General features: G+C 40.9%; 21 protein-coding genes and 3 pseudogenes. 6 read left to right on the forward strand and 18 right to left on the reverse strand.

What is annotated here, in order from left to right; translation table 11 throughout:
* Positions 1–165: 165 nt before the first annotated feature.
* Together EWV84_RS02570 and EWV84_RS02575 are read right to left on the reverse strand one after the other, a co-directional pair.
* The gene (locus tag EWV84_RS02570; protein ID WP_286825525.1) at positions 166–957 is read right to left on the reverse strand and encodes an MOSC domain-containing protein; all 792 of its coding nucleotides are present in this window, start codon (positions 955–957) and stop codon (positions 166–168) included.
* Positions 944–2,221: a glycosyltransferase gene (locus EWV84_RS02575; protein WP_287076237.1), complete on the reverse strand. Its 1,278-nt coding sequence runs from the start codon at positions 2,219–2,221 to the stop codon at positions 944–946. Before EWV84_RS02575 ends, EWV84_RS02570 begins: the two co-directional genes overlap by 14 nt.
* Before the next feature lie 165 nt (positions 2,222–2,386).
* Here EWV84_RS02575 and EWV84_RS02580 point away from each other — a divergent pair, with 165 nt between their 5' ends.
* Positions 2,387–3,547 (forward strand): glycosyltransferase family protein, encoded by a 1,161-nt coding sequence (locus EWV84_RS02580; RefSeq protein WP_286825523.1) that lies wholly within the window; start codon positions 2,387–2,389, stop codon positions 3,545–3,547.
* On the opposite strand, the gene EWV84_RS02585 is transcribed toward EWV84_RS02580, so the two are convergent.
* Both EWV84_RS02585 and EWV84_RS02590 read right to left on the reverse strand, forming a co-directional pair.
* A complete protein-coding gene (locus EWV84_RS02585) occupies positions 3,544–4,860 on the reverse strand; it encodes an AtzE family amidohydrolase (RefSeq protein WP_287076240.1) in 1,317 nt (438 codons plus the stop codon). The two genes, EWV84_RS02580 and EWV84_RS02585, sit on opposite strands and share 4 nt — an antisense overlap.
* Entirely contained in the window at positions 4,857–5,033 is a 177-nt protein-coding gene (locus EWV84_RS02590) for a DUF4089 domain-containing protein (protein WP_286825521.1), read from the reverse strand. Before EWV84_RS02590 ends, EWV84_RS02585 begins: the two co-directional genes overlap by 4 nt.
* 389 nt (positions 5,034–5,422) lie before the next feature.
* Here EWV84_RS02590 and EWV84_RS02595 point away from each other — a divergent pair, with 389 nt between their 5' ends.
* From EWV84_RS02595 to EWV84_RS02605, 3 genes are all read left to right on the forward strand, one after another.
* On the forward strand, positions 5,423–7,024 hold the full coding sequence (locus EWV84_RS02595; RefSeq protein ID WP_286825520.1) for a B12-binding domain-containing radical SAM protein: 1,602 nt from the start codon (positions 5,423–5,425) through the stop codon (positions 7,022–7,024).
* Between the two features lie 192 nt (positions 7,025–7,216).
* Positions 7,217–8,644: an ABC transporter substrate-binding protein gene (locus tag EWV84_RS02600; protein WP_287076242.1), complete on the forward strand. Its 1,428-nt coding sequence runs from the start codon at positions 7,217–7,219 to the stop codon at positions 8,642–8,644.
* A 15-nt stretch (positions 8,645–8,659) separates the two neighbouring features.
* Positions 8,660–9,385, forward strand: coding sequence for a WecB/TagA/CpsF family glycosyltransferase (locus EWV84_RS02605; RefSeq protein ID WP_286825518.1), 726 nt, complete (start codon positions 8,660–8,662; stop codon positions 9,383–9,385).
* A gap of 10 nt (positions 9,386–9,395) precedes the next feature.
* Here the strand turns inward: EWV84_RS02605 and ureG are convergent, their stop codons facing one another.
* The 4 genes and pseudogenes from ureG to psbP all read right to left on the reverse strand — a co-directional run bounded on the left by ureG (position 9,396) and on the right by psbP (position 12,114).
* Positions 9,396–9,989: an urease accessory protein UreG gene (gene ureG, locus EWV84_RS02610; RefSeq protein WP_002792251.1), complete on the reverse strand. Its 594-nt coding sequence runs from the start codon at positions 9,987–9,989 to the stop codon at positions 9,396–9,398.
* Between the two features lie 175 nt (positions 9,990–10,164).
* Positions 10,165–10,752: a Maf family protein gene (locus EWV84_RS02615; RefSeq protein WP_012265567.1), complete on the reverse strand. Its 588-nt coding sequence runs from the start codon at positions 10,750–10,752 to the stop codon at positions 10,165–10,167.
* Positions 10,753–10,880: 128 nt separating this feature from the next.
* Positions 10,881–11,291: pseudogene (locus EWV84_RS02620) on the reverse strand (hypothetical protein).
* A gap of 274 nt (positions 11,292–11,565) precedes the next feature.
* Positions 11,566–12,114: a photosystem II reaction center PsbP gene (psbP, locus tag EWV84_RS02625; RefSeq protein ID WP_287076245.1), complete on the reverse strand. Its 549-nt coding sequence runs from the start codon at positions 12,112–12,114 to the stop codon at positions 11,566–11,568.
* Between the two features lie 62 nt (positions 12,115–12,176).
* Here psbP and EWV84_RS02630 point away from each other — a divergent pair, with 62 nt between their 5' ends.
* Positions 12,177–12,959: a tetratricopeptide repeat protein gene (locus EWV84_RS02630; RefSeq protein WP_287076247.1), complete on the forward strand. Its 783-nt coding sequence runs from the start codon at positions 12,177–12,179 to the stop codon at positions 12,957–12,959.
* Positions 12,960–13,033: 74 nt separating this feature from the next.
* Here the strand turns inward: EWV84_RS02630 and psb34 are convergent, their stop codons facing one another.
* The 10 genes and pseudogenes from psb34 to EWV84_RS02680 all read right to left on the reverse strand — a co-directional run bounded on the left by psb34 (position 13,034) and on the right by EWV84_RS02680 (position 21,560).
* The gene (gene psb34 / locus EWV84_RS02635) at positions 13,034–13,213 is read right to left on the reverse strand and encodes a photosystem II assembly protein Psb34 (protein ID WP_024969104.1); all 180 of its coding nucleotides are present in this window, start codon (positions 13,211–13,213) and stop codon (positions 13,034–13,036) included.
* A gap of 232 nt (positions 13,214–13,445) precedes the next feature.
* Positions 13,446–14,027 (reverse strand): annotated as a pseudogene (locus EWV84_RS02640) (DNA-methyltransferase); the annotation flags it as partial.
* Between the two features lie 415 nt (positions 14,028–14,442).
* Positions 14,443–15,453, reverse strand: a complete 1,011-nt coding sequence (gene trpS, locus EWV84_RS02645; protein ID WP_287076250.1) for a tryptophan--tRNA ligase — start codon at positions 15,451–15,453, stop codon at positions 14,443–14,445.
* Positions 15,454–15,514: 61 nt separating this feature from the next.
* Positions 15,515–16,828, reverse strand: coding sequence for a dolichyl-phosphate-mannose--protein mannosyltransferase (locus EWV84_RS02650; protein ID WP_287076260.1), 1,314 nt, complete (start codon positions 16,826–16,828; stop codon positions 15,515–15,517).
* A 16-nt stretch (positions 16,829–16,844) separates the two neighbouring features.
* The gene (locus EWV84_RS02655) at positions 16,845–17,471 is read right to left on the reverse strand and encodes a Uma2 family endonuclease (RefSeq protein ID WP_287076252.1); all 627 of its coding nucleotides are present in this window, start codon (positions 17,469–17,471) and stop codon (positions 16,845–16,847) included.
* 34 nt (positions 17,472–17,505) lie between these two features.
* Positions 17,506–19,554: a DNA phosphorothioation-associated putative methyltransferase gene (locus EWV84_RS02660; RefSeq protein ID WP_287076253.1), complete on the reverse strand. Its 2,049-nt coding sequence runs from the start codon at positions 19,552–19,554 to the stop codon at positions 17,506–17,508.
* Between the two features lie 43 nt (positions 19,555–19,597).
* A complete protein-coding gene (locus EWV84_RS02665) occupies positions 19,598–20,377 on the reverse strand; it encodes a photosystem II electron transport protein, Sll1252 family (protein WP_286825511.1) in 780 nt (259 codons plus the stop codon).
* Positions 20,378–20,448: 71 nt separating this feature from the next.
* Complete coding sequence (locus tag EWV84_RS02670) at positions 20,449–20,958, reverse strand: hypothetical protein (protein WP_286825510.1); 510 nt, start codon at positions 20,956–20,958, stop codon at positions 20,449–20,451.
* A gap of 98 nt (positions 20,959–21,056) precedes the next feature.
* Positions 21,057–21,194, reverse strand: coding sequence for a hypothetical protein (locus tag EWV84_RS02675; protein WP_287076256.1), 138 nt, complete (start codon positions 21,192–21,194; stop codon positions 21,057–21,059).
* A 78-nt stretch (positions 21,195–21,272) separates the two neighbouring features.
* Complete coding sequence (locus EWV84_RS02680; RefSeq protein ID WP_287076258.1) at positions 21,273–21,560, reverse strand: type II toxin-antitoxin system HicB family antitoxin; 288 nt, start codon at positions 21,558–21,560, stop codon at positions 21,273–21,275.
* A 198-nt stretch (positions 21,561–21,758) separates the two neighbouring features.
* Between EWV84_RS02680 and EWV84_RS22740 the strand changes: the two are divergent.
* Positions 21,759–21,876 (forward strand): annotated as a pseudogene (locus EWV84_RS22740) (transposase); the annotation flags it as partial.

Genomic DNA, 21,876 nt, shown 5'->3' on the forward strand with positions numbered 1-21,876 from the left:
TTCCCCCATTCCCCCATTCCCCCATTCCCCCACTCCCCCATTCCCCCATTCCCCCATTCCCCCATTCCCCCATTCCCCCATTCCCCCATTCCCCCATTTCCCCACTTCCCCACTTCCCCATTCCCCCATTTCCCCACTTCCCCATTCCCCCATATCTCTATATCTCTAGATTACGCTAATAGGATCGCCGACTTTAATTGTACCTGTCTTTTCGGGGATGACATTTTCTCCGAACATAATTCCCCCGGGGAAACTGCGAAAAGTTCTTAAGGTTTTTAGGGGTTCCATCTGAGAATTTCTCATACCTGTTTCTTGATCGGTGGTGGTGATAATACAGCGACTACAGGGTTTAACCAGGGCATAGGTGATCTCAGCAATTGTGATCTTTTGCCAACTACTTTCGCTAAAAGCTCGATCGCTACTAATAACAATATTAGGCCGAAAACGATTCATCGGCACGGGTTCAAGTAAGCGCTTATTTAAATCCTCTAAAGAGGCAGTATTAGTTAATAAAATTGGATAACCATCGGCAAAGCTAACGGGAGTATGATCGTTCCCTGCATACTGAGGATTCGCAGGACGCAGGTAATCGGGAGATTGTCGCAATAAACGACAAGGAATGTCCAGAATTTTCTCAAACCATTCGGCGATTTCATCCCCTTGATCGATGGCTATGGTTTGGGATTCCCAGATTTGAACCGCTCTTTTTTCCCCTGTGAAATTAGGCTGAAAAGTCAGGCAGTCTTGAGATGTTTTTAGAGAAAAATTATCTTCGGTAATCGTTACAGAAACCGTGGCTAATTGCGGATATTCCCTTTGAGTGATAAATTTACCCTTGCCATCCACTAACATCATTTCTCGATCCCAGAGTAAACCTTTAGGAGTCACTTCAGCTTGGGATAATTGAATACCTCGACAGGATTTAATCGGGTAGATATAGAGATCAGTAACCTGCATTTTCTTTCAGTAGTTCTACATATTTTTTCGCCACATCTTCCCAAGTCCAGAGATTAATTTTATTGGGGATATCTTCGGGTAACAAGCGAGGAATTGGATTGAGGATAAATTGTTCTAAACAGTTGGCTAAACTCTCCGCATCTCCCCTAGTATAGAATTGCACTCTTTCAGGACAATTATATAATTCTACCTGTTCTTGAAACACTTCTAAATCGGAAGCGATAACGGGAATACCTTGTAAAATGGCTTCCGCTATTGCTAATCCAAAACCTTCGTATTTTGAGGGAAATACCACACAGGAACAGGTTTGATAATAAAATTGTAAGGTCTCATAGTCTTGATAACCTAATCCCTTGATATGACTCTCGAAAATTTCTTGATTTTCCCGATAAACTCGGGTACATTCTTTGAGATAATCTTGGTATTCTTGAGTTTTGGATTGTTGAGATAATTGCAGATTTCCACTAACTAGATTATCGGTTTCTTTACCGATGAAAACTATTTGAAATTTTAAACCTTGTTTCGCTAGTTTAATGGCTGCTTTGAGCAAAGTCAGATGATCTTTGTAGATACCAAAGGAGGAGGGAAAATAAAAAGTAACTAGCTCACTTTTGACTAAATCACTCTTGGGATTAGACTGCTCGACAAATCCTGCTAAGGGTACAGGTTTTAACTTACTAGCATAGGTAGCATTGGGAAAAACCTTTAAAACATCGTCTTTAGTTTTTTGGGAAATCGTGAACAGTAGATCGGCCTTATCTAACCATTCTTTTAAGACTTCATTGTAGGGTTCTTGATAGGATTCTGAGTAAGTTAAGGGAGCAAATTGCCAAAAGACATCATAAATAATGCCACTTAAAGTAACCTTGACATTGGGGGGAGAAATCCGATTAGTCATCCCATACAAACAGTGATCAGCTTGGTAACGCTTGATAATCTGATTAATTCTTGCTTCGATGCGTAAAAGTTCAATTCTACGAGAGAAAAGACGATAAATAGAAGTCAGTCTTAGGGTTTTGTAAAAATTCGCTAGAAGACCATAAAAATAGATTAGTTTTGTCTCAAAACTCTGGGGGTAAAAAGCAAAATCCTCATAGATAAGTTTATCGGAATCAGGCATTAAATATCTAAAATATTCAATATCATTACGAGGAAGGACGATAATAATTTGTTCGACGTATTCTAATAAGCTAGGTATTAAAGAGATAATGACTCTTTCTACTCCTCCTTTGCGATAAAACACGATCGGGATGACAATTTTCATAGATTTCCTTGTCGATAGCTGGCAATAAAAAGATTGATTTTTGACTTGAACCCATTATATGATAGGCTCGAATTGTTCTACTGAGTCGAGAAATCGAGTTAAATTCGAGAAACTAAGACTCTATCACCCATCGCCCCTATTTTTCCTCGATCTTGGAGAAAAAGAGTGTCACAAGCTACTCCATCCCTACAATCTAATCTCAAACAATGGCTACGGGCCAGCGCACCTTCCCTATTTCAAATTAAACAGCGTTTGAGCGCCCGTCGTTGGCCGAAAAAATCGATCGTTATTTACACAGAAAAATATCGTCCCATGCTTCCGGCGGAAATTTGGCAACGGGGGGCCAGTGGCACACAGGCATCGGTGGCTTTTTTAGCGCAGGAATGGACGAAACGCGGCTATAAAGTGACGATTTTTGGCAATTGTGAGGGTATGGAAGGGGAACAGGACGGTATTCGCTATGTTAATTATTACCACATGAATTGGCAGGATCACTTTGAGACATTGGTGATCTCTCGTCATCCCACCTATTGCCGTCCGGGTACCAAGGCAGAACGAATTTTTTTTGATTGGCAAGATATTAAAGTGCCGGCAGACTCCTATACCCCGGAAATTTTGGCTAGATATGACAAAATTTTCTGTAAAAGCCAATATCAACGGGATTTACTGGATTTCTGTGCCGATCATCAATGTCCGATTGTTCCTAATGGTATCGATACTTCCCTTTTGGCTGTAAGTGAGACAGTGCCGGAAAGTGACTATCTTCCCTATCGTCTAGTCTATGCCTCTCGTTATTATCGCGGCCTAGAGTCGATGTTAAAGCATGGCTGGCCGATTATCAAGGCGGAAATTCCCGCGGCCGAGTTACATCTCTACTATGGTTTTACTAAACGGGATGGCATTGGCGATCGCAGGGAATGGCGCGATAATTTAATCGCTTTGATTAAAGCTAGTCCGGGGGTAGTTGATCGCGGAATGATGGGTTATCGTCAACTAATCGAGGAAAAAGCGCGCTCTGCTATTCATTACTACGGTTGCACCTATCGTGAGATCGATTGTATTTCTGTGCGCGAGTCGGCAGTGGTGGGCTGTCTGCCAGTGGTGACGGATTTTGCCGTTTTTCGAGAAAAAGACTACTGTGTGAAAGTGCCGGGGGAAGTAACCGATCCCGCTACTCAGGAAGCTATAGCCTGGAAAATTGTCGAATTACTGAAAAATCCCCAGCTTTTAGCCCAAGAGCGCGCAAGATGTGGTCAAATTGCCCTAACTGACACTTGGGAGCGATCGGCCGCCGCTTGGTTAGATGTGATTGAAGCTGATGCTTAGACAAGCATTTCCTCTAAAACCTTGGCTACGCTTAGGATTAAGTCTTCGCGATCGGGGGCAGCGATGATTTGCAAACCTAAAGGTAGCTGGGATGGACGTTTAATCGGCAAAGAAAGGGCAGGTAAACCAATAAAAGAAAAAGGTTGGGTGAATCTGCCTAAATTAGGGCGAATTAATAGCTCTTGCCCGTCAATAATCATTTTTTCTACTCCTAACGGTGGCGCAATACAGGGAATCGTCGGGGTGAGGATAATATCGACTTCGGTGAAAATCTCTCGCAGACGATCGCGATACCAACGGCGAAAACGTTGAGCCTGTAAATGCCAGCTAGAGGGAATTAATGCCCCTGCCAAGAAGCGATCCCGGGTTGCGGGGTCAAAATCCTCTAATCTGGTCTGTAAACGCGGTAAATGCCAATTTGCGCCCTCGGAAGCGGTAATTATATAGGCGGCTGCTCTGGCGCGGGCGGTTTCGGGAATGGTGATTTTTTTGGTAACTCCTAAACGTTCGGCGATCGCTGTCACCGCCTCGATTACTTCTGGTTCGGCTCCCTGCTGAAAATAATCGTCGGCAAGGGCTATTTTTACGCCCTCTAAGCCATGTAAAGGGGCTTTAAGGTTATTTTTGGCAAAAAGACTCCAAATAGCCGCCATATCCGCTACATTGCCGCTAAAAAATCCCAGATGATCCAAACTACTAACGAACAAAAATAAGCCCTGACGGGATACGCGCCCAAAGGTGGGTTTTAGCCCCACCACGCCACAGCAAGCGGCGGGAACCCTCACGGAACCATTAGTGTCGGAACCGAGGGCGAGAGGCACTAAATTAGCGGCAACGGCGGCGGCGGAACCACCGGAGGATCCCCCCGACACGCGACTAGGATCGCGGGGGTTGGGAGTGGCTCCATAATGGGCATTTTCGGTGACAAAACCGTAGGCGTACTCATCCATATTGGTCGCCCCCACCAAAACCGCCCCGGCTGCTTCTAGGGTTTGTATAGCGATCGCATCCTGTCTTGCTGGGGGATTATCCCGATTGATTTTGGAACCTGCTAAAGTGATGATTCCCTCGATATCAAAGAGATTTTTGACGGCGAAGGGGACTCCCGCTAAGACACCGACGGGTTCCCCATTGGCGATCGCTAGATCAATTTTTTGGGCTTGAGCGAGCGCTCTGGGGTGTAAAATGTCGGTAAAGCAATTTAAATGGGGATTTTTTGCCTCTATCGCCGCCAAAGTCTGGCTAATAACTTCTAAGGCGCTAGTTTGACGATTTTGGCTCGATCGAGCTAAATTGCTCACAGAAATAGTCATGGTTCAAAGCTGAGGGCGCTTTCCCCGTCATCCTCTAAGGGAAATTCTGTCACTAAACTGGCGATTTCTTGCAAGCGTTGCCAGTTTTCAACCACAGAATTTAAATAGCGATCGGGAATGGTTAAATCTAGGATTTTTGTCATGATTATAACGTATTCTTCCGGGTTATTCATAGATTTCGTTCCGGCTGGGGTGAAGGAGATAAAGAGTTGCTTGAAAGCGGCGCTCAGGAATAAAATCGACACCTAGTTAAGCTGCTAGGATATAAGAGAAAATCTCCTGTAAATACAATAGCTATCCCTAGGGAGGAAGTATAACTTGAATTTGTTCCTGACCACCGAATCCCCAGGATCATAACCTTAGATATGTTCATAGAACTGTATGCCGAGATATTTTCCCCTCCTTCACCTCCGGATTTAAATTAAACTTATAAGTAGGGAGGCACAATTATTTGTAGGATGGGTTAGCGCACTTCGTAACATGAGCGGGCGTTGGGTTTCATGCTTCAACCCAACCTAGGTTCTGATAACTGATAACTGATAACTGATAACTGATAACTGAAATGACCATCTTACAAGACGAAAAACTACTCTTTACTCCCGCAATACCTAACAGTGATGCCCTGAGAACTATTTTTGCTTTCCCTAATCAGTATTCCCTGGGTATAACCAGTTTAGGTTATCAAATTGTTTGGGCAACTTTAGCCCTGCGATCGGATATACAAGTTAGTCGTTTATTTACGGATTTTCAAGAATCTTTACCCCGTTATCCCGAATTAGTCGGCTTTTCCTTTTCTTGGGAATTAGACTATGTTAATATCCTCTCGCTGTTAGAATCTTTAGAAATTCCTTGTCACAGTCATCAACGGCAAGATCGGCAAGCGATAATTTTCGGAGGTGGGCCAGTTTTAACCGCCAATCCCGAACCTTTTGCCGCTTTTTTTGATGTAATTTTATTGGGAGATGGTGAAAATTTAATTGCTGATTTTATTAATGCCTATCAAGAGGTTAGAAACGCCGATCGCCCGACAAAACTCCGTCATTTGTCCCAGGTTCCGGGGGTGTATGTTCCTAGTTTATATACCGTTAATTATGATAGTCCTGAAGGTGAAATTACAGCAATTCTACCCATAGATAATAATGTGGCTGCCTTTGTTAGTAAACAAACCTATCGCAGTAACACTCTTGCTGCTTCTACGGTGGTAACAAAACAAGCGGCATGGGAGAATATTTATATGGTAGAGGTGGTGCGAAGTTGTCCAGAAATGTGCCGTTTTTGTTTAGCTAGTTATCTAACTTTACCCTTTCGTACCGCTAGTTTAGAATCTTTAATTCCCGCCATTGAAAAAGGTTTAAAAGTGACCGATCGCCTTGGTTTATTAGGGGCTTCCGTCAGTCAACATCCTGAATTTGAAACCTTACTTGATTATCTTTTTCAACCACAATTTGAGGGAGTTAGACTCTCGATCGCCTCAGTTAGAACTAATACAGTCACGGAAAAATTAGCCAGAATTTTATCCCAAAGAGACACCAAATCAATTACTATTGCCGTAGAAAGTGGTTCCGATCGCCTGCGAGAAATTATCAACAAAAAGTTAGCCAATGATGAAATTATCCAAGCTGCCATTAATGCCAAAGCGGGCGGTTTAAAAGGGATAAAACTCTATGGTATGGTGGGAATACCGGGAGAAGAAGCCGAAGATATTGCGGCAACTGTGGAAATGTTAATAGCCTTAAAAAAAGCCGCCTCTGGATTGCGAATCTCTTTCGGTTGCAGCACCTTTGTGCCTAAATCCCATACTCCTTTTCAGTGGTTTGGAGTTAATAAAATGGCCGAAAAAAGATTAAAATATCTAGAGAAACAATTAGGTAAACAGGGCATAGAATTTCGACCAGAGAGTTATAATTGGTCAGTAATTCAAGCCCTCTTATCTAGAGGCGATCGCCGCTTAACCTCCCTGTTAGAATTAACCCGTGGTTACGGTGATTCTTTAGGCAGTTATAAACGGGCTTTTAAGGAACTAAAAGGACAAATTCCCCCTCTAGATTATTACGTCCATCAGCAATGGCGTTTAGAACAGGTTTTACCCTGGAGTCATTTACACGGTCCTTTATCCTCAAATGTTTTAGTAAAACATTTAGAAGATTCCCAAACAAAAAGGTAAAGTATCGCTAATAAGCTAAGACGCATTTAAACAATGTCTTGACTATCAGACCCAAAATGAGGTATTCTATCAGGGTATATCTGGTAGTGGTGCAATTCAGACTTTAATTAGCCTATTAAAAGCCCAAGAATGTTACTTTTATTAACTATAAATCTCGATTAAACCATTAATTTAATCTTAGCTGATCAGCCCATGAGCCAGAAAAATGATACAGTTCCCCTCCTTTTAGCCCTGCTGATTACCCTAATATTTTTTGGGGTAGGTAGTTGGTGGTTATACAATCGTTTTCAAGGAAAAAATAACCCAACCAATCTTTCTGAAATCGAGAAAATATCACCAGAGCAAAAATCGGTATCGGCACAAGCAAAATTTAGTCAAGGGGAAAAATTATTAATAGTTGAAGGGGCTTCTTCTGACAAACAAGCTGCCATACAGGCGATCGGGAAAGGCGACTTTCAGCAAGCAGTTTACCTCCTAGAAAAATCCCTGCAAACTAATCAAAATGATCCCGAAGCTCTCATCTACTTAAATAACGCCCGTATTGGTGAAGCTAAGTCCCATACTATCGCCGTTTCCGTGCCAATTGGGAGCAATGTCAACACCACCCTAGAAGTTTTACGAGGAGTTGCCCAATCTCAAAATCAAATCAATCAAACTGGAGGAATTAATGGCATTCCTTTAAAAGTTCTCATTGCTGATGATGCTGATAATCCCGAAATTGCCGCTCAAATTGCCCAAAAATTAGCGGCTGATAACAGCATTTTAGGAGTAGTAGGACACACTAGCAGTGATACCTCTTTAGCCGCAGCTGCTATCTATCAAAAAGCAGGATTAGTAATGATTTCCCCCATCAGTACCTCAGTTAAACTCTCCAATTTTGGTGACTATATCTTTCGTTCTGTTCCCAGTGATTTTGTGGCAGCACGGGCATTAGCTGAATCTAGCTTGCAAAAAATTCCTAACGTCAAGGCAGTGGTATTTTTTAACTCCCAAAGTAATTATAGTCAATCCCTAAAATCTGAATTTATCACCGCTTTAGGATTAGGAGGAGGTCAAGTGGTGAGTGAATTTGATCTATCTTCCCTGACTTTTACCCCTTCTAAAAGCCTCCAACAAGCTCAACAGGAGGGAGCAAATCTAATCGCCCTTCTTGGGGATAGTGGTACCCTAGATGAGGCTTTGCAGGTGGTTCAAATCAATGGTCAAAAATTACCGATTGTGGCGGGTGATGACGTTTATAGCCCCAAAACTCTGGATGTAGGCGGAAAAAATGCCCTTGGCATGATTGTCGCTGTCGCTTGGCATTTAGGGGCTAATCCGAATAGTCCTTTTGTCAATAATTCCCGCCAATTGTGGCAAGGAGACGTAAATTGGCGCACTGCTACCGCCTATGACGCTACCCAGGCTTTAATCGCTGGAATTAAGGCAGAATCTAGCCGAGAGGGAGTTCAACAGGCGTTAAGAAGCAGTAATTTTTCTGTGCCTGGGGCGACTAATCCAGTGCGATTTTTACCGTCTGGCGATCGCAATCAATCCGTGCAATTAGTGGTAGTTCAACCCGGTTCTCGTTCTAGTTTTGGGGTGGATTTTGTGCCAATTTCTCGATCAAATGACAACTAAATCAAGATGACTTATATGCTAGAAACTCCCCCTAAATATTCAGTTCTCGGTTTACCAGTTCATCTCCTCGATAACTACAGTCGTTGGTTAATTGATCGCGTCTATCAAGGTTTTGGTTCCCACGTTGTCACTCTTAATGCAGAAATGGCCATGTTAGGGGAAAATGATGCCAAAGTGGCACAAGTTATTCGGGAAGCAGATTTAGTTATTCCCGACGGCGCTGGGATTGTTATTTACTTAAAATTAAGGGGCAAAAAACAAACCCGCTGCCCCGGTATTGAATTATCAGAATCCTTAATTACTGAGTTAGGAATGCAGGGAGAGAGTTTTCCTATTGCTTTTTTTGGTGGTAACCCGGGGATTACGGAAAAAGCGGCAAGTAATTGGCAAAAAAAGATACCTAATATCCGTATTCTGACTAACCACGGTTATCTATCCTCCGAGGAAATGTCCGATTGGATTGAGGTGTTAAAAGATCAACAACCGCGGTTAATTTTAGTTGGTTTGGGAGTACCCCGACAAGAATATTGGATTAGGGAACATCGCTATCTCTGTCCCCAAGCTATCTGGGTAGGTGTGGGGGGTAGTTTTGATATCTGGTCCGGTACAAAAATCCGCGCCCCTCGCTTTTTCTGTGACAATAATTTAGAGTGGTTATACCGACTTTATCAGGAACCTTGGCGCTGGAAAAGAATGTTAGCTTTACCTAAATTTTTCTGGCGCTCTCTTTTTTATTCCTAGTAATAGTTTATTATAAATTCTTTTCAATAAAGGCAATCACTCGCTCTAATCCTTCCCGTGTTTTTAAGTTGGTGAAGATAAAGGGTTTATCCCCGCGCATTTTTTTGGCATCTCTATCCATCACTCCTAAATCTGCCCCCACCATCGGGGCTAAATCTATTTTATTGATTACCAATAAATCCGATTTGGTGATACCAGGTCCCCCTTTGCGAGGGATTTTATCTCCGGCTGCCACGTCAATTACATAGATGGTTAAATCTACTAATTCGGGGCTAAAGGTTGCCGCTAAATTGTCGCCACCACTTTCCAGAAAAATTAGCTTTAAGTTAGCAAATTTTCTCTCTAACTGTTCAATGGCAACTAAGTTAATTGAGGCATCCTCGCGAATAGCTGTATGGGGACATCCTCCCGTTTCTACTCCTAAAATTCTTTCCGGGGCTAAAGCTTGCGATCTCACTAAAAATTGGGCATCTTCTTGAGTATAAATGTCATTGGTGACTACGGCGATCGGATATTGATCCCGCAAATTTTTACACAGGGCATCGAGAAGGGCTGTTTTTCCTGAACCCACCGGACCGGCAATTCCCACGCGCAAGCAAGACATAGTTTTTTCAGGAAAAAGTGAAAAGGAAAGGGTTAAAAATTTTGGGGCTATCGCATAGAAAAAAGAGGGGTTCGCAGGGCGACACGGATTCCCATTATAATAAAAGGTTAACGCAAATCTGAGAATTTGTCAAGCCTTTTTGCCAATAAATTTGGGGAAATTATCGACAAAAAGATCACCAAAAGTCAGTGATTTGGTAGCCAAAATCCGTTAACATCTGCCTAAATAGGGGCAAACTTAAACCGATAACATTACTGTGACATCCCTCTAATCTTTCCACGAATAGACCCCCCTTTCCTTCTAGGGCAAAACAGCCGGCACATTTGAGGGGTTCTTCGGTGTCAACGTAGGCAATAATTGTTTCATCACTGATATTGGCAAAGTGAACTTTAGTGATCCCACAACGAGTCAAAGTTTGATTATTAACTCGATCGATTAAAGCATGACCTGTATAGAGTGTACCCACCTGACCGCGCATTTTTTGCCAACGCTCGATCGCTTCTGATTTATCCTTGGGTTTGCCATAGACTTCCCCCGCTACTTCTAAGACGGAATCGCAACCAAGAATTAATCCTGTATCAAATTTAGGGGCGATCGTTTGCGCTTTACATTGGGCTAAAGTTTGGACAAGATGGAGAGTATCATCAGCGTTAATTGTCGATTCATCAAAGTTACTCACTCGCACAATCGGATCGATTCCCACCATTTGTAAAAGTTTTTTACGCGCAGGAGAAGCGGAAGCAAGAATCAAGGGAATAGACATAAGTTTTAAAGGAAAAAGTAAAAAAGTTAGGTAGGGTGGGTTAGGCAATGACAAATTATTAGACTTAATTATTGATTTATCTATTTACCGTAACCCACCATCAGTTATCGGTTTTGTAGCTATTTCTGCTAAGAATTGGCAGAATTTTCGGGGGGTAAATAACGATCTAAAATCTCAACCATGCGGTATTGTCTTTCTTCATTGTCAAATCAATTGTAAAAATATGACTGAACCTCATAAAAATCTGACCTTGATCGAGTTAATTGTCCTAGGAGTTGATCAAGTCCCCGTCTGTCTTTTTCCCATTCTTTTTTAGACTCAGCAAGACTATTAGTTAACGCTTCGATCGATTTAGCGTTAGAATTAGCGATCGCTCTAGTTTCTTTTAATCCCTGATTGGTTTCCTGTAGTCCTAATTTAATCTCCTGTAGTCCTGATTGAATCTCCTGTAGTCCTGATTTAATCTCCCGTAGTTCTGTTAGGGTAGTTTCAGCAAGAGATTCCAGTCTATCTAGTCTATTTTCTTCCGAGTTACTCATATTCAGTTATCAGTTATCAGTTACCAGTTACCAGTTATCGGTTACCAGTTATCGGTTATTAGATTTGAGTTTTAAGTGACAGTATTAAATAGAAGTTTCCTACTGTCTTTTCACTGATTACTGACTAAGTAAGTATTTTATCTTTAATTGTAACCAGCTACCTAGTTGATGATAGGTGGTGCGTTACGACGGATTTTTACCTTTAAGTCAAAACAGGAATTTTTGCCGTCTAACGCACCCTACATTTTACTGAAAATTTCCTATCCTCTGACATTTAACTAACCGAGAAAGAATCAACGATAGTTTCAAAGAGTTCTTGAATTTGCGTCCAACGTTTTTGGGAAGTGGAAAGATTAAAAGAATAGAGTTTATTATGATTAACCGTGACGCTGGCCAGATTATGACGTTCTTGGCCGTTGGGTAATTTAACTTGATATTCGAGGATATAATAATCTTTGCCGTCGATTTGATGGGATTCTGAGCGAATTAATTCTACTTCCTTATCGAGATTGGGGTTAAGACTGTTATTTTTCAGGAGACGATAGCCAACTTCCGAGGGTGTCCCTAAATCTGTTAAGGTTTTATTGTCGGGGACGGGGTTGATAATAACGCTTAAATTTTCGCTAGTTTCGATCAGGTCATGAAAAACCACATCTACTCCTGCAACTTTTTTCACATCCACTTGCGTCCAACCCTTAGGATATAAAAATTGATAGCCTTGGCTGCCACTGGTATATCCTTGCAGTCCAGCGATGGGAGTTGCACAACTGGTTAAGAGGAGGGTGGTAATTAGGAGGAAAGTCGCCAAAAGAGATTTAATCATGATATTTTGACCTGTGAGTAGGGCTGTTTAATTTTACCTTGAATTGTTTAGGTGAAGGGATTATGAAAATTAAGAAAAAATTGACAATTATTATGGCTATAGCGACTTTTTTACTGACCATCTCTCCCCTAAGCTCTCAAACTACCGCTAACCCCGTGAAAGCTGTAGAATTTTATAATCGGGGTGTGGATCGTTTAACCGCAGGGGATTACTCAGGTGCGATCGCAGATTTTACTCAAGCTCTACAATTAGAGCCGAAGGATGCCGATGCTTATTATAATCGCGGCTACGCGGAATTAGTTCTCGGCCAGTACGAGCGAGCGATCGCAGATTATACCCAGGCCTTGACAATCAACCCCAATTATGTTAACGCTCTCGGTAATCGTTGTTATGTCCATTATCTGACGAAAAAATACGAGGCAGCGGTGGAAGATTGCACAAAAGCGCTCGCTTTAAACGGAAATTTTGCTGATTTCTTTATTTATCGCGGTAATGCCAAGGATGACTTGGGAAGACACCTAGAAGCGATCGAGGATTACACAAAAGCTTTGAGTTTACAGGGAACTAGAGGACAGGATCGCATTTTCTATAATCGCGCCCTGGCCTATAACCGAGCCGGACAGCAGGAAATGGCTTTAAGGGACTATAATGAGAGTCTGAAAATTAATGCTAATTTTGCCGAAGCGTACCACAATCGGGGTTTGACCTATTATAAATTGGGAAACAGGGAAAAAGCGATCGCTGATTTAGAGGAAGCGGCCCGTCTAGCGTTATCTCAGGGTAAACAGGGGACTGCGGCTAAGTCTCAGTCAGCAGTGGCATTAATTCAGGGTCAAAAGCCTTAAAATAGGGAGTAGTTGTGATATTAGCGGTAAAGAGGAGTGAAAGGGGCTAAATCGCAACTACGAGGGACTAAATTTTAGCCAGCTTGAGATGCGTAAAAAGCGACGGCTAACAGTCCACCGACAAGTGTGATCGCAGCAACGCCCCAGAAAAGATAATTACGTTGTTGCGATTTAGTGGGGGGAGCCGCTTGATAAACTTTCGGTTCGGCGGCGAAATTATTTAAGCGTCCACCTTCTTCGTTTGTATAAGGCATAATCAAAACCTCAAATATGACAATTTCTAAGGAAAAAAATCCTCTTATCACAATAGTACAACATATTTTTAGTAAGTGAGTCGGGGATGTTTGGAATTCCGGCGGGGATAACAATTCTTAGTCTTGGGGTAACTGCTGGAGTCTGCTACTTTTATGGGCGATCGCATTTCCCCTGATTGAAACTGCGAAAACAAGTTTAAAAAAGTCAATCATACCAAATCCGTTTTTAATACTATAATAATGATCCTTGAATATAAGTATTGCTTCTTTCTTTTTTAAATCTTTTAAATCTCTCTGCAGCTATCTCGCAATAGTCTTGTCGAATTTCAAAACCCACAAAAATTCTTCCTAATCCAAAGGCCGCTATTCCTGTAGAACAAGAACCAGCAAAGGGATCAAGAATTATTTCTACGGGGTTAGATGAAGCTTGTATAATTCTCTCGACAATTGCTAAAGGAAATTGTGCGGGATGTCCGGTTCTTTCCTTAGAACTGCGCTTTTCTCCTGTAGTGACTTTAGGAACTTCCCACACATCAGAAGGATTTTTACCGAGGGGATTACAACGATATTTACCATTTTTCTTTTGATTGGGATACTTAACGTTAGGGTCACGAATATTATCTAAGTTAAAAGTATATTCTTGGCAATTTTTTAGATAAAAGAGCCATTTTTCATTGCGAGGACTAAGACGATTTTTTGTAGAAACACCTGCCCCATATTTCCAGACAATTTCTTGTAAAAGATAAAAGGGAGACTTATCCCAAAGAAGATAGGGAATCGGAACACATAATCCCTTTTCTGGTACTTCTAAATAGGGTTTGCGGCAAAAAGTTTTTCGTGGGGGTAGGGTGTGGGGTGTGGGGTGTAGGGTGTAGGGTTTTACCCATTTTCAGGTGGTCAATTACCTAATTTTCAGGGAAAAAGTACTTAAATTTCCCCCCGATCACTCCCATATCCAGTACTTTTTGATTGACAAAAGGTCTAACAGTCTTACCCAACAAGGTTTTTAGATTTATTCAGCAAGCCCTAATTATGCCCTTATTTTACCAATATATCACTGGAGTTGTGCTTAATTTAATAACTTTTGTAATCATTCTCCTTCCCTTACCCTGGATGGGGGGGGTAGAACCCCACCAAGAGTTAAAGATTGACTGATAAAGCAGCGAGTTTTCCTTGAAAAATCTCAACTGAGTAGATTGATAATTAGGAGATGCACCCGAAAATTATCCCTAAAATGGTGGTAAATAACCCATGGCATTTTTAACTCGATCGAGAGTTTGATTGGCTACCGCTTCTGCTTTGAGACGACCTTGTCGTAAAACCGTGGCTAAATAATCTTTATCCTCTCTAATTTCGGCGTATTTTTCCTGAATAGGTTTCAGAGATTCTATGGTGACTTCTGTTAACATCGGTTTAAATTGTCCCCAACCTAAATCGGCACATTCTCCCGCAACCACCTCTTGACTTTTTCCCGATAAAATGCCATAGAGAGTTAATAAATTATGGCATTCGGGACGTTCCGGATCATCGAAAGTTAAACCCTTAACTAGATCGGTTTTACAGCGTTTAATTTTCTTGGCAATGACATCGGGACTATCGAGAATATTAATCCGACTCATCTCGGAAGGATCGGATTTAGACATTTTATTCCGGCCATCGGTTAAACTCATCACCCGCGCTCCTTCCTTGCGGATCATCGGATCGGGAAGTTTTAAAATTGGTTGTTTCGGTTGCCCAAAAAGATGATTAATTCTAACGGCTATATCGCGAGTTAATTCTAAATGTTGTTTTTGATCTTCTCCCACGGGTACTTTATCGGCATCGTAGAGTAGGATATCGGCAGCCATTAGCACGGGATAATCGAGTAAACCTGTGCCAACATTTTCCCCCTGTTTAATCGCCTTTTCTTTAAATTGAATCATATCGGTTAACCAATTTAGAGGGGTGATACAATTCAATAACCAAGTTAATTCCGTATGGGCCTTAACGTGGGATTGGACAAAGATAGTCGCATATTCTAAATCAATTCCGCAGGCTAAATATAAAGCGGCAATTGCTAAAGTATCCTCCGCAAGAGTCGCGGGATTATGGGGAACGGTGATCGCGTGTAAATCGACCACACAAAAGAAATTATCGTAGTCTTTTTGTCCCTCCACCCAATTGCGGATCGCACCGAGATAATTGCCTAAATGTAAATTGCCGGTTGGTTGCACACCAGATAAGATTCTTTGTTTACCCATAACTCATGCGATCGCTTTTTTTCATGATTTCATTGTATCAGTTTTTGGGGCTAATTTCATCCTAAATCCAATTGGGAAAAATCATTCTCAGATAATAATCCCGCACTGACAGGGGAATGCCTAAATAAATTGGTAGCCAATGGATAAAGGCAAAAATTATCAAAATTATCAGCGAGCGCGAGCAATTTTTATAAATAGGACTGGAACTTTCTAAACCATCGGCTAAGAGCCAAGCTAGGGCAATCCAAGTGAAGCTATAGGCAGCCATATAATGATAGAGAAAGGTACAGCGACTAATTTTTAACCAGGGCAGCAGATTAGCAATATAGTTACAGATAAGATAGGCGGAAATTACTCGCTCTTTTCGGTTAAATAATCGACTAAAAACCACTAGAATTGCTCCCGTAGAAAACCACCATAAAAACGGATTTCCCATAGCGTGAACATCATAAATTTTATCACCTACTCTCTCAAAATAATAAGCCACAGGTCGCCCCATTACTAACCAACTATACCAGGGAGAACAATAGGGATGGACATCAGATTGATTACCTTTTATTTTCTGATGAAATGACCAAATTTCTTGATGTACTTGCCAAAAATTATATTGATGGTTGACGAGAAGATGCGGTATCCACAGCAAACTATAGGTGACTAGGGGAAAGACAATTAAGGCGATAAAAATGTACTCTAATCTCAGGTTAGTTGCCTTTGTCCAAAGATTATCTTTTGACTGCTCTTGCTTCAATAATTTTATTAACCAAGCAATAGCGATAAAAATAAATATTCCCAGTAAAAATCCTAAGCCATTCCATTTAATATTTGCCGCTAAACCGAAACAAACTCCTGATAATAATAGCCAATTGAGTTTTTGATTTTTCTGGAGCGCTAATAAAAAAAATAATTGTCCAGACAAACCGAATAAAATTAAGTAAATATTATTGAGAGCATAGCGGGATTCCACCAGAAATAATCCGTCTAAACTGGCGAGGAAAGTTGTGATTAAAAATACAGTTTTTCTCTGGGTTAATTGATAAGCAATTGCGCCAATAATTAGGGGAATAAAAGAACCAGTGAAAGCATTTAACCAGCGATAACTAAAAGTTGAGCGCGGGGAACCAGTTAAATTATTAATGGTTTCAGGATCGGCAGGAAAATGGGAACCAATCCAGATACTAATAGCAATTAAATATTGACTTAACGGTGGATGAGACTGGAAAAATTCTTTACCGATTAGATATTCATTGCCGTATTTAGCATAATAAACTTCATCGAAAACAAGAGTATTAAATTGACTGAGATTCCAGAATCTTATCGCCAGAGAAAATAAAAATATTGCTAGGATAGATAGGTTAAATTTGACTTGAGAATTCATGGAAAGACAATAGTTATTATAACTGGCAATTTTCTGGTAACTGCGAGCGAAATTCTTTGACAGCAAGACGGGGATTAGGATGGTTGACATATTCGGCTAATAATTCTAAATTTAAATCCGGTAATAAAGCACTTTTAGGGATTAAAATATATTCGCCATTCTCTTGCAAAGAATAGATTTTTAACTGATTATCTTGCCAAAACCAAACCTCTTGAGTTCCCAATCTTTTATAAACTTCTAAAACTTTCAGGCTGCCACTGGTTAAAATTATTTCGATCGCCAAATCAGGAAACTCTTTTTCTGTGAATAAACAAAAACATTCATCTGGTTCTTTTCCCGCTTCTTTTTCCTGTTTTCGCAAAGTGGTGGAACCTAATCCCCAGAAATCAATTTCAGCATATTCTAAATAAACTTCTACCAATCTACCGATATTTTTTTTGCTAACTTCATGACGACGACTAGGAGCCATAATTTCTACCATTCCATCTAAGTAAGTGATGCGATAACTCGAACTATCTTCTAAATGTTTTAAGAGGGTTTCGTACTGTTGCCAATTAACCCCAGAAATTAACATTCTTTGTTCAGGATCATTAGCTTTTAACTCGAAACCTTCTAATCCTTGTAACCGAATCGTAGTCATCATAAAATTAATTACCTCGTCTATTTGACTTAATTACTCAGCAAGACTTATTTTGATTTCTTCTGGTCTGAATTTTAGCGCGTAAAATCTTAACTTTATAGGGATCAGCATCTTTTCGCCACAGGATCTGATAGCCTTTGATTGTAGCACAATGCTCCTCTAAACATTTTTGCCAACCCTGTAAACGTTCGATCGCTTTTCTATCTTCTAACAATCCCCAATCCTTTTCTAATTTAGTTAACTGAAGCAATTTATCATAGTTAGGATAATCAGCCGTTACTAAAAGCTCTTTTTCGTGTAGAATTGGCGGATTAGGACTATCCCGATAATCGCGAAAACTAAAATCAGCCGAACCTAAATATACATCCATGCTAGTAGCTAAAATCGGATGGATTTCTGTATCAAAATTGGGGTAATAAAGATAGGAAATTTTGGGTTGACGAAAGGATAAACGAATAACATTAGCATTTTCTAACCGTCCGATAGTTTGACTAGCACAACCTTCATATAAGCGTAATAACATCGGTAATTTTTCCAGAATGCTAATATGAATAGTTAGGGAATAACGGGAAAGTTTGCCTAAAGAACTATTTTCACAAGTACGAGCGATCGCTACCAAATTTCCCGCACTTATTAACACTTCTTCTGCTAAAGCGCAAGCATTGCGATAACTGCCAAATAAAGCTTTAAAATCGGCACGGGTAGCGGGGGATAATTCCCGTACTTTCGGACAGTGGCTAAATTGACTTAAAGCTAAATAAAGTAAAAGATCGGCGCGTCTTTTATCGGCAATTATCTCCCATTCTTCGGCTTCTGTTACTTGTAAAATCACTTGAAAAGCTCGTCTAAAAGTGCCAAATTCTGCCTTAATTTCTTCCTCTTGTAATAATTCACCCGCGACGGGTAAACGTCCCTGCTGGGTGTAAAATTCCATCAGGGGAGTTAATAGATCTTCGTAATCTTCAAAGCATTTGAGATGGGTTTTAATTTTAGGAGTGGTAGCGCGGGAACGCCATCTGGATAAACGAAAAGCTTCCGCTTTTTCTTCCTCTCGAAAAACTAGATAAACTCCCAAAGTTATCGGAATAGAATCAACCCCCAAAGTGCTATCAATATACTGTTTTAGTTCTTCCTGTTGATAGTATTTTTGAAAGGTATTACGACGGGTTATAATTCCATCTTCATAAGCCATTAAACCCCGTTCGCTATCATCAATTAGAATCTGTGCTGAAACAATTAAAACTTGACGGGTTAGTTGCCAAGCTTTTAATAAGGCTTCCTGCCGTTCTTCGGCGGATTCAATAACATTAATTACATAGCCTAAATTAACAATATCAGATTCAATTAAAGGACTATCGGGACGATAATAAGGATCCCAACCTTCACTTTGATAACCCTGTTCGGCTATGCGTTCTATATCACCTCCATAACCACAACCGTAATCAAAAAAAGTGGTTTCAGGAAGGAATAATCCCGCCGCTAATGCTAATCTTGTCGGACGAGAAAGGGTTTTGCGAACAAGAGCGGCTTTGTGGCGATCAATTATTATCGATTTTTCCTTTTGTCCCTCTAGATTACAAACTAAATAATCTCCTGCAAAATCAAGGTTATGCTTTCTTAAAAGCCGTTGCCATTCCTGTTTAGTGCCGATGGGATAAGAACTGTTTAAAAGTCCTAAAGCACTCTCGATTTTTGTGAGATGATCGAATTCTTGATAAAGGGGATAGTCCCTAGTAACAAAAGTTTCTTTTCGGTGTAAAATGGGCGGATTATCGGCATTTTGATAATTCCATTCACTTAAGATTAATGTCCCCATATCTACCACTAAACTTTTAGTTAAAGCTGGGTGAGGTTCCCGATCAAAATCGGGATAAAAAAGATAGGATATTTTCGGTTTATCGGTGCTAAATTTAATTATTGTTGCCTCAGATAAATGCTGATTAATTCTTCCTTTTTGTTCGTAATTCTGGAGGATAGGATCAAGTTGATGTAATGCCTCTCGATGAACATAAAGCGCCCCCGGTAATAGTTTACCGATGGGACTAACTTGACACAGTTGCACGATTACGGTGAAATTCTCAGTCATGGCAATTAATCTGTCTAATAACAAATTCTAGAGACAGAAAAAACTAAATAAATCTAGTTAAATGAACCCGATAGCGCTCTTTTTTTGTCATAGTAACCTCACCCACTTCTAGACGACCTTTTCCCCGAAAAGAAATCAAATCACCGGTTTTAACGTTATAACTAGATTGGCTGATATCTTTCCAGTTAACTCGCACATCCCCAGCGCTAATTGCTTCGGCCATTTTACTGCGAGAAATGCCAAAACCCGCCGAGGCGATCGCATCTAAACGCAAGGAAGCTTCCACAGTATTAATTTCTTTTTTTTGCGGTGGTCTAACTTTTAATTCCGTCAAAGGAATCGGGCTAGTTTTCACGGGAACTGAACGCACTTGTAGTAAATTAGCACATAAAAAATCTGCCAATTCAGGCACTACAATCGCCTGCGCTCCTCGCTCACCTAAAACGATTATATCGCCGACTTTTTCCCGGACGATACCCGTCCCCAACATCGCCCCTAAAAAATCCCGATGGTTAGCGGTATCAAAAAGAAAATTACCGGCAATATCAAGGGCAGATAGGGGAATATCTGTTACTGTCAAAGGTAGATCAACTCTAGCAATACCGAGGCGCTGTCTTTCTGCTTGGGGATAACCGCCCCATTTTTGCATTGACACATCGGTTAAACGCTGAAAAACCCGTTCTACTTCCGCTAAAACCGCGGGAGAAAGAAAGTCTGTCACCGTCACTTCCCAAGTCTTGATCGCTTGTTCGGCTTTATCAATAACTTTCGCTATCTCCTCGCGATTCTCGACACCCTTTAGTAATTCTTCTCTTGGTGACATTGTTTTGTGGTAATTAATCAAAAATTCTTAGGAAAAAATCAAATGACCGATAACTTATTCCCGATAACCGTTCACTGTTCTAGGGCGTATCCTTGCAGATTTTCGGGGTTAAATTGACGGAGGATAAGCGTCGCTTGATTTTTCAAGTTTTCGGAACCCTGCACGACAATAATATATTTTCCGGCGCCGAGACGATTGCGATAGGGAAGTGCATCGCCACTGCCGGACGATAAACCCACGCCACCACCGACGAAAATACTGCCCATTGCCCCCCCAATCGCCCCAGCAATGCCGCCAACAATATGATTCCCCGGTTCTCCTGCCCAATCAAAGGTATGCAATCCCGTAATCAGGTTAAAAAGGTAGCCACCGGCAAAACCGAAGGGAATTAGCCAAAAAGCCATGAGAGTAGCCCGTTTTTTGGCCTGTTGGAAGGGATCGATCAAACCGAACTCATCGGCACTTTTATAGCCGCGACCGAGAATGGTCACTTGAGATTGGGGAATTCCCGCTTTTTCGAGGGCAACGGCAGCTTCTTCTGCTTGTATGCGATCAGCTAACACGGCAATGAGATAATTCATATTCTCCAACTTTTCGGCTATCTTCATCTCCTATTGTAAGGATTTTGGGGACTGAAAAGCCGCTCGATCGAGAAAATATTAAAGGGGATGGAAAGAAATTACTTTATTTTGGTGATTTCTGGCAATAATTGACCATAAAGATCAAGGGAGATAGTCCAATTATCATTATTAACAAGAAGTTTTTTCGGATTATTACCATTGGCATCAGACTGTAAAGCTTGACTCACTTGTGTCATTATTTTAATCTTATCCCGGTTCACTCCTGACGTAAAAACTAAAAAATAGGTTAGAGTTCCAGCAATGATAGCTAGTCTTCAGGAATAGACCTGTGCGAAAATTAAATTTGTGAGAAAAAAGAGCAAGACAACCCGTGCGATTGCCCTGTCAATCGTAGCTGATTGGGTCGCCCTTGTTCTTCTTGAGTGAAACCCCAGCAGTTTTTGGGTAGTCGGCAAGAACCCTCCTGCAGCCACTCCAACCAATCCGACTTTAGTTGTGGGTTCTGGAATGGTTTCCCCGCGTTCTTGCAAAACTTCAAGGTAAAGTTTAATCGCTTCTTTAATATTTTCCTGAACCTCTTCAAAGGTATTGTAAAGTTGCAATACAAATATAGTCAGATATAGTCAGGCATGGTAATATATAGACAGGAAACTATCAGACTAGGCAAAAAAAGCAGGAATAAGTTATCGAACGGCTTGGAGGTGGTGGAAACAAGGGAATTTAACAGGCTATCAATTGCCTTCGGGTACAATTATCATAACAGAAAAGATTATAGCTGAGTTAAAAGACAACGGATAACAATGTTAGTAGCCGAAAGACACATTATCAAGAAAGGACATAGATTTTGGGCTGAGATAGATAATTTATCTTGGCAGTCTAAAAATCTCTACAACTCAGCCAATTATTTAATCCGACAAA

Source organism: Microcystis sp. M_QC_C_20170808_M3Col (assembly GCF_007095505.1).
In the GTDB taxonomy this organism is placed as follows: Bacteria; Cyanobacteriota; Cyanobacteriia; order Cyanobacteriales; family Microcystaceae; genus Microcystis.

Excerpts from the sequence above, each read along its gene's own strand:
- EWV84_RS02595 (WP_286825520.1), top strand. The coding sequence starts at position 5,423 with ATGACCATCTTACAAGACGAAAAACTACTCTTTACTCCCGCAATACCT.
- EWV84_RS02605 (WP_286825518.1), top strand. The coding sequence starts at position 8,660 with ATGCTAGAAACTCCCCCTAAATATTCAGTTCTCGGTTTACCAGTTCAT.
- EWV84_RS02600 (WP_287076242.1), top strand. The coding sequence starts at position 7,217 with ATGAGCCAGAAAAATGATACAGTTCCCCTCCTTTTAGCCCTGCTGATT.
- EWV84_RS02660 (WP_287076253.1), bottom strand. The coding sequence starts at position 19,554 with ATGACTGAGAATTTCACCGTAATCGTGCAACTGTGTCAAGTTAGTCCC.
- psb34 (WP_024969104.1), bottom strand. The coding sequence starts at position 13,213 with ATGCCTTATACAAACGAAGAAGGTGGACGCTTAAATAATTTCGCCGCC.
- EWV84_RS02665 (WP_286825511.1), bottom strand. The coding sequence starts at position 20,377 with ATGTCACCAAGAGAAGAATTACTAAAGGGTGTCGAGAATCGCGAGGAG.
- ureG (WP_002792251.1), bottom strand. The coding sequence starts at position 9,989 with ATGTCTTGCTTGCGCGTGGGAATTGCCGGTCCGGTGGGTTCAGGAAAA.
- EWV84_RS02670 (WP_286825510.1), bottom strand. The coding sequence starts at position 20,958 with ATGAATTATCTCATTGCCGTGTTAGCTGATCGCATACAAGCAGAAGAA.
- EWV84_RS02655 (WP_287076252.1), bottom strand. The coding sequence starts at position 17,471 with ATGATGACTACGATTCGGTTACAAGGATTAGAAGGTTTCGAGTTAAAA.
- trpS (WP_287076250.1), bottom strand. The coding sequence starts at position 15,453 with ATGGGTAAACAAAGAATCTTATCTGGTGTGCAACCAACCGGCAATTTA.
- EWV84_RS02630 (WP_287076247.1), top strand. The coding sequence starts at position 12,177 with ATGAAAATTAAGAAAAAATTGACAATTATTATGGCTATAGCGACTTTT.
- EWV84_RS02615 (WP_012265567.1), bottom strand. The coding sequence starts at position 10,752 with ATGTCTATTCCCTTGATTCTTGCTTCCGCTTCTCCTGCGCGTAAAAAA.
- EWV84_RS02585 (WP_287076240.1), bottom strand. The coding sequence starts at position 4,860 with ATGACTATTTCTGTGAGCAATTTAGCTCGATCGAGCCAAAATCGTCAA.
- EWV84_RS02575 (WP_287076237.1), bottom strand. The coding sequence starts at position 2,221 with ATGAAAATTGTCATCCCGATCGTGTTTTATCGCAAAGGAGGAGTAGAA.
- psbP (WP_287076245.1), bottom strand. The coding sequence starts at position 12,114 with ATGATTAAATCTCTTTTGGCGACTTTCCTCCTAATTACCACCCTCCTC.
- EWV84_RS02590 (WP_286825521.1), bottom strand. The coding sequence starts at position 5,033 with ATGAATAACCCGGAAGAATACGTTATAATCATGACAAAAATCCTAGAT.
- EWV84_RS02650 (WP_287076260.1), bottom strand. The coding sequence starts at position 16,828 with ATGAATTCTCAAGTCAAATTTAACCTATCTATCCTAGCAATATTTTTA.
- EWV84_RS02570 (WP_286825525.1), bottom strand. The coding sequence starts at position 957 with ATGCAGGTTACTGATCTCTATATCTACCCGATTAAATCCTGTCGAGGT.
- EWV84_RS02675 (WP_287076256.1), bottom strand. The coding sequence starts at position 21,194 with ATGACACAAGTGAGTCAAGCTTTACAGTCTGATGCCAATGGTAATAAT.